Genomic DNA, 6,181 nt, shown 5'->3' with positions numbered 1-6,181 from the left:
AGATGTGTATAAGAGACAGGAACTGGCGGGGCCGCCGTCGGTGTACAGGGAGATGCCCGTGTCGCCGTCGGTGAGGTGCACCTGCTGGGAGAGCACCGTGTGGCCCGCGTTGACGAAGACCTCGACGCTCTGGGTGTCGACGAAGATCCGCAGGTGCACGCTGCGTGCGGCAGGGTCGATCGGGGCCTCCGCCTGGGTGTAGGGCACCAGGGAGAAGGCGGCCTGGTCGGAGGGCCCGCGGTCGACGTAGATCGTGTCCCCGAACTTGCCGATGTTCGTGTGGCGGGTCCCGTCGGCGGACCGTCCGACGGACACCCCGACGTTGGTCGCCGTGTCCCAGGAGATGTCGAGCTCCAGCTCGTACGCCCGCCCGGACCAGGGCAGGACCGTGCTGCCGTCGACCGTCACGTCCGGCAGCGGCACCGTCGCGCGGGCATACTGGGACAGCGCGTCCACGGGCGTGCTCAGCAGCGAGTACCAGCCCCCGGGCTGGAGCGCGAGCCGCACCTCCCGCACCACGGAGTTCTGTCCGTTGTACCCGTCGGTCGCGTCCGTGGGGACGTCGCGCGCGGCGTACTTCCAGTTGTTCATCCAGGCGATCGCGTACCTGCGATGCTCGGGGTCCTCCGCCACGGGCCAGGTCACGGCGGCGTACCAGTCCCATCCCCAGTCCAGCCACTGCGGTTCCAGGTCGTCGGTGAGGAACTGCCCGCCGTCCCAGGTGCCCACCCAGTACGCGTACGTCATCGGCAGCCCGACGGCGTAGGCGTCCATGCTGGCGCCGAGGACCCAGTGGCGCGTGCCGTCGTCGGCCACGATCTCGAACAGGTCCGGGCACTCGATCCCGCCCAGGTCGTGGTTGGGGTAGTCGAAGTTGTGGCGCCACGTCCAGTCGCGCAGGTTCGGCGACGTGTAGAACGAGGCGTAGTGCAGGCGCCCGATCACGCAGACCCATTCGCCGCGCACCGCGTCCCAGTGGATCTTCGGGTCGCGGAACCACTCGGCGTTGGCGATCTCCTCCGGCGTGGTGGCCGTACGGCCCTCGTCGTTGGCGATGACCGGGTCGGGCAGCGCGGTGAAGGTGTACCCGCCGTCGGTGGACCAGTACAGGTACTGCTCCTGGTAGCGCCGTACGCCGTCGGTGGGCTGTGTCGCGAGGACGACGATCGCCCCGGCGCCGAAGCCGGCGGTGTCCGCGTCGTCGACGACGACGGACCCCGTCCACACCGGGAAGTCCGGCTGCAGGGGCAGCGCCGTCCCGTGGTGGGTGAAGGACACGCAGTCGGTCGTGGTCGCGTGGTCCCAGCCGCCGTCGCCGAAGTTCTGGTCCGAGTGCAGGTAGTAGAGGTGGTACGCGCCGCCGTGGAGCACGGGGCGCTGCGGGTCGCACAGCCAGCCGGCCGGCGGGGTCATGTGGTAGACGGCCCGCAGCGACTGCTGCGCCCGTGCGGGCGGCACCGGCATTCCGGCACCGGCCAGCAGCGCGAGCGCGCCGGCGCCCGCGCCGTTCAGGAGGTGGCGTCGAGTGATCTCAACCATGTGTGGACTCCTTTGTCTGATGGTTCGGTCGAAATGTTGGGTCGGAGCTGCCGGACCCGCCCCCTCGTCCACGTCGGGGAGGTGGTCAGCCCGCTGCCCCGAGGTTGCGCACCGAGGCGCGCAGCACCTGCGGGCACGTCACCTCCAGCCGCCCGCCCGGCGGCACGTCCTGCTGCCCGAGCAGCAGCCGTACGCCCGCGGCACCCAGCTCGCCGTGCGGCAGCCCCACGGTGCTCAGCGGCGGACGCAGGTGGGCGGCGATGATCTCCTGGTTGTCGAAGCCCATGACCGACAGGTCCTCCGGCACGGTGAGCCCGCGCTCGCGGACGGCGTCGTACAGGCCCATCGCCACGCGGTCGTTGTGGCAGAACACGGCGGTCACGCCCTGCTCCAGGACGCGGGGGAGCACGTCGTACCCGCCTTCCTGCTCCGGCCGGGCGTCGAACACCAGGGCGGGGTCGACGGTGATACCTGCCGCGCGCAGCGCCTCGCCGTAGCCGCGGAGCCGTCCGTCGTGCGCCGGTGAGGGCGTGGTGGTGTTGACGAACGCGATGCGGCGGTGGCCGGCGTCGAGCAGGGCCTGCGTGGCCGTCCGCCCGCCCTGGACCTCGTCCGGCACCACCGCCGGGAGGTCGCTGCCCGGTGCGTAGCAGTTGACCAGGATCGTGTTGGTCTCGCGCAGGGCGGCCGGGAGCTCGACGGCACGGTGGTACCAGGTGGAGTAGAGGATGCCCTGCACCTGGTGGTCCAGCATCATGGCGATGGCGTCGCGCTCGGCCTCGGTGTTGCCCGCGGTGTTCGCCACGAGCAGCGTGTAGCCCTGCCGCCACGCGGCGTCCTGCGCGCCGTGGATGATCTGCCCCGCGAACGGGGTGGTGGCGATGGCGTCCGCCACCAGCCCGATGAACCGGGTGGTGCCGGTGACCAGGTTCTTCGCGGCCGCGTTCGGTCGGTAGCCGAGCGCGTCCGCCGCGTCGCGCACCCGTTGGCGGGTGTCCGGGCCGATCCGTGCGCCAGAGGTCTCGTTGAGCACGTGGGAGACCGTCGCGGTGGATACGCCGGCGGCCTCCGCCACCTCTCGCAGCGTGACGCGGGCTCCTCGCCGTCGTGGCCGCGGTGTCGAGTTCGTCATCGCAGCATCCTCCCTGGTCTTGGTCCTGTGCTCGGCTCGCCCGCCGGCCTTGCCGGTGGTCGTGCGGGCGCAGGTGGCGTCGGAGGCTCGGCCGTGTGCCGCGTCATCCCTTCGTCGCCCCGCTCTCCAGCCCCTGGATCATCGCCTTGTTCAGCACGAGGAACACCAGCAGGAGCGGCGTGATCGTGACGCAGACGGCGGCGAACGTCGCCGTCCAGTCCACGTTGCCCATCGCGCCGATGTAGTTCTGCAGGCCGAGGGGGATCGTGCGCAGCCCGTCGGACAGCACGAACGTGTTGGCGAAGATGAAGTCGTTCCAGATGAAGATGGCGTTGACCATCACCACCGTGACGATCGTGTTCAGCGACATCGGGAACGTGATCTGCGTGAAGATGCGGTACGGCCCCGCCCCGTCGAGCATCGCGGCCTCGTACAGCTCGCCCGGGATGTAGCTGTAGAACGACGAGAAGAGGTACACCGACATCGGCAGGGCGAACCCGGCGAGCGGGATGATCATCGACGCGTACGTGTCCAGCAGGCCGACGTACGAGTAGTCGATGAACAGCGGCACCAGCGCGATCTGCACCGGCACGATGATGCCGAGCAGGAAGACGGCCCGCACCACCCCGGACAACCGGAATCCCAGCACCGTCAGCGCGTAGGCCGCCATGGTGCCCAGCAGCACGATGAGGACGTTCGCCCCCATCGTGACGACGAAGCTGTTCAGGATGTTCAGCCCCAGGTTGCCCGTGCCGAGCGCGCGGACGAAGTTGTCGGCCGTGATCTCGCCCGGCAGGGCGAACAGGTTGCCGGAGGCGAAGTCCGCCGGCGTGCGCAGGGCGGTCAGGAACAGCCACACGAGGGGGTAGACCTGTACCGCGACGATGAGGACGACAACCACGGTGGTCAGCGACCGGTGCAGGTCCAGACGCCGCCGCCGTTCCGCGGGCGGCAGGGAGGGGCGCGGGGCGGTGCCGCGGCGGCCGGCGCGCTGCGAGGTCGCGGTCATGACGTGTTCCGTTCCGTGTTCCGGTGCCCGGCGGCCAGGCGCTCGCGGGCTCTTCGCCCGCGGGTCCTGTGCCCGCCGGCCCTGTGCCAGGTGTCCTGTGGTCATGCGTCCCTCCTGCGCAGCAGCACGGTGATGAGCCCGACGGCGACGAGGCACTCGATCACGATGAACACCGAGACGGTGCTGGCGTAGCCGAAGTCGGTCGACGTGAAGGCCGTCTTGTACATGTAGGTGGTCAGCAGCTCCGACGACTGGCCCGGCCCGCCGTTGGTGAGCAGGTAGGGGATGTCGAACCCGCGCAGTGCGTAGGTCGTGGCCATGATGACCGTGGTGATCCAGACGGGCTGGATGTACGGGAAGCGGATCTGCCGGAACAGCTGCCACCACGAGGCGCCGTCGAGCCGTGCCGCCTCCTCCAGCTCCTTGGGTACGGCCGCCAGGGCCGCGTAGATGATGAGCATGTACAGGCCGGTGAAGCGCCAGCCCTCGGGTGCTGACACCGCGACGAGCACGGTGCTCACGTCGGACAGCCACGGTGTCTGGAGCCCGCCCAGGCCGACCAGGTCGAGCACCTGGTTGAGCAGGCCCGGCGGGTCGAAGGAGTAGATGTGCTGGAAGAGGAACGCGATCGCCACGGTCGAGATGACCGCGGGCAGGAGGAACAGCGTCTTGGCCAGCTCCCGGCCCGTGGGCAGGGCGAGGATCAGGCTGGCGACGACCAGCGCGCCGCCGAGCTGCAGGACCAGGCAGATCGTCAGGTACCCGAGCGTGTTGGCGAACGCCCGCCAGAAGACCGCGTCCCCGGCGAGCATCCGCGCGTAGTTCTCCACCCCGACGAACTGCATGGCGGTGATCCCGTCCCACGAGAACAGGCTCAGCACCAGCGACTGCACGATCGGCAGCAGCACGGCCACGCCGTACACCACCAGCGGCGGCAGGAGGAACACCAGGACCGACGTCCTGCTGCGGTGGGTCAGCATCGGCGTCCTCCCTGTGCGGGTGCCGGGGCCGGTGCGGGTGCCGGCGCCTGCGCGCGTGCTTCGCGCGCAGGCGGCCGGTGCGCCGGTTCGGGGTGAGCTGGTTCGGGGTGTGCCGCGCGCGTCACTGGAAGGCCTCGGCGCCGTTCTCGGCGATCACGTCGTCCATGGTCGTGGTGAACTTCTCGGGCGTGATCTCGCCCTGCACGAGCAGCGTGAGCTCCTGCTGGAGACGCGTGTTCGACGTCGGGTCCAGCAGAGCGTCCCACGGCACGGCGGACTGGTCGCCGACCTCGTCGGCGAGCTCCAGCGCACGCCCGTACAGCGGCGTGGCGTCCGCCGGGATCACGGCCTCGGCGGTGGTGGTCGGGGGAATGGCGCCCGACTCGGCGTACACCTGCGGGTACTCCTCCAGCGCGAAGGCGAGGAAGTCACGCACCAGCGGGTCGTAGGTGCCGCTGTTCACGGCCATGCCGATGCCCGACGGCGAGAAGTACTCGTTGTCGTCCGTCACCGCGCCGTCGACGGTGGGGAGGGTGAAGAAGTCGACGTCGTCGCGCACCGACTCGTCGAGAGTCTCTGTGGCCAGGTTCGCCAGCTCCCAGGTGCCGATGTTGTACGTCGCGGCCCGGCCGCTGGTGAACAGCGCCTGCGCGTCCGCATAGCCCGTGGCGGAGAAGCCGTCCTGGAAGCAGCCGGCCTCACCGAGCTCGCTCAGCCAGTTCGTCGCGGCCCGGCCCGGTGCGTCGGTCAGGGAGGCGTCGGCGCGCTTGAGGTCGTTGACGTAGTCCTGGCCGGCCAGCCGGTACGGGTAGTAGGCCAGGTACCGCTCCAGCGGCCACTGGTCCTGCCCGTCGAGGGCGATCGGCACGATCCCGGCGGCTCGCAGGTCCCGGCACAGCTGCGGGAAGTCGTCGAGCGTCTCCGGGACCTCCACGCCGGCCTGCTCGAACAGCGCGGTGTTGTACCAGAACATCTCGAGCTGGAACTCGAAGGGGACCATGTACAGCGAGCCGTCGTCGAACCGCTGGTAGCTCAGGGCCGCGGGGCGGTAGTCGTCCAGGACGCCGATGTCCGACAGGAGCGCCTCGACGTCCATCATGCGGCCCTGGTCGGCCAGCTTCCGGGCGAACGGCGTGGCGTCGATGTCGAACAGCTCCGGCAGCTCGTTCGCGGCCGCGAGCGTCTCCAGCCGCTGCAGGTAGGAGGGCCGGTCCGGGGTGGTGATGAGGCGGAGGGAGAAGCCCGGGTGGTCCTGGGCGTACTCGTCGGCGATCTGCTCCATCGCGGTGATGACGCCGCCGTCGGCCGGACGGGACAGCAGCCACGAGATCTCCCGGGGCTCGATGTCGCCCTCGGGGGCGACGTCCGTCGGTGCCGCCGCGGGGCCGCCGATGGGGGAGCAGGCGGCCAGAGCCAGGGACAGCAGGCAGGTGGTCGCGGCGAGGGCGGTGCGGGGGTGTTTCATGATGATCTCCGTCGATCGCTGTCTCTTATACACATCTGACGCTGCCGACGATAAGG

The 6,181-nt window shown here is 70.2% G+C and carries 5 protein-coding genes; all 5 read right to left on the bottom strand.

Annotated elements, in window-relative coordinates; translation table 11 throughout:
- Positions 1-1,539: glycoside hydrolase family 32 protein (locus tag HGK34_RS21635; protein WP_201851377.1), on the bottom strand; the 1,539-nt coding region annotated here is incomplete at its 3' end.
- Between the two features lie 85 nt (positions 1,540-1,624).
- The gene (locus HGK34_RS21630) at positions 1,625-2,671 is read right to left on the bottom strand and encodes a LacI family DNA-binding transcriptional regulator (protein ID WP_201851375.1); all 1,047 of its coding nucleotides are present in this window, start codon (positions 2,669-2,671) and stop codon (positions 1,625-1,627) included.
- Positions 2,672-2,774: 103 nt separating this feature from the next.
- The gene (locus tag HGK34_RS21625; RefSeq protein WP_201851373.1) at positions 2,775-3,680 is read right to left on the bottom strand and encodes a carbohydrate ABC transporter permease; all 906 of its coding nucleotides are present in this window, start codon (positions 3,678-3,680) and stop codon (positions 2,775-2,777) included.
- A 101-nt stretch (positions 3,681-3,781) separates the two neighbouring features.
- Positions 3,782-4,660, bottom strand: coding sequence for a carbohydrate ABC transporter permease (locus HGK34_RS21620; RefSeq protein ID WP_201851371.1), 879 nt, complete (start codon positions 4,658-4,660; stop codon positions 3,782-3,784).
- Positions 4,661-4,781: 121 nt separating this feature from the next.
- A complete protein-coding gene (locus tag HGK34_RS21615) occupies positions 4,782-6,125 on the bottom strand; it encodes an ABC transporter substrate-binding protein (protein WP_201851369.1) in 1,344 nt (447 codons plus the stop codon).
- Positions 6,126-6,181: the final 56 nt, after the last annotated feature.

This window comes from Myceligenerans indicum (assembly GCF_016742955.1).
In the GTDB taxonomy this organism is placed as follows: domain Bacteria; phylum Actinomycetota; class Actinomycetes; order Actinomycetales; family Cellulomonadaceae; genus Myceligenerans; species Myceligenerans indicum.
This window is presented reverse-complemented; position numbering and strand designations above follow the sequence as displayed.

Coding starts and splice junctions, on each gene's coding strand:
- HGK34_RS21630 (WP_201851375.1), bottom strand. CDS start 2,671: ATGACGAACTCGACACCGCGGCCACGACGGCGAGGAGCCCGCGTCACG.
- HGK34_RS21625 (WP_201851373.1), bottom strand. CDS start 3,680: ATGACCGCGACCTCGCAGCGCGCCGGCCGCCGCGGCACCGCCCCGCGC.
- HGK34_RS21620 (WP_201851371.1), bottom strand. CDS start 4,660: ATGCTGACCCACCGCAGCAGGACGTCGGTCCTGGTGTTCCTCCTGCCG.
- HGK34_RS21615 (WP_201851369.1), bottom strand. CDS start 6,125: ATGAAACACCCCCGCACCGCCCTCGCCGCGACCACCTGCCTGCTGTCC.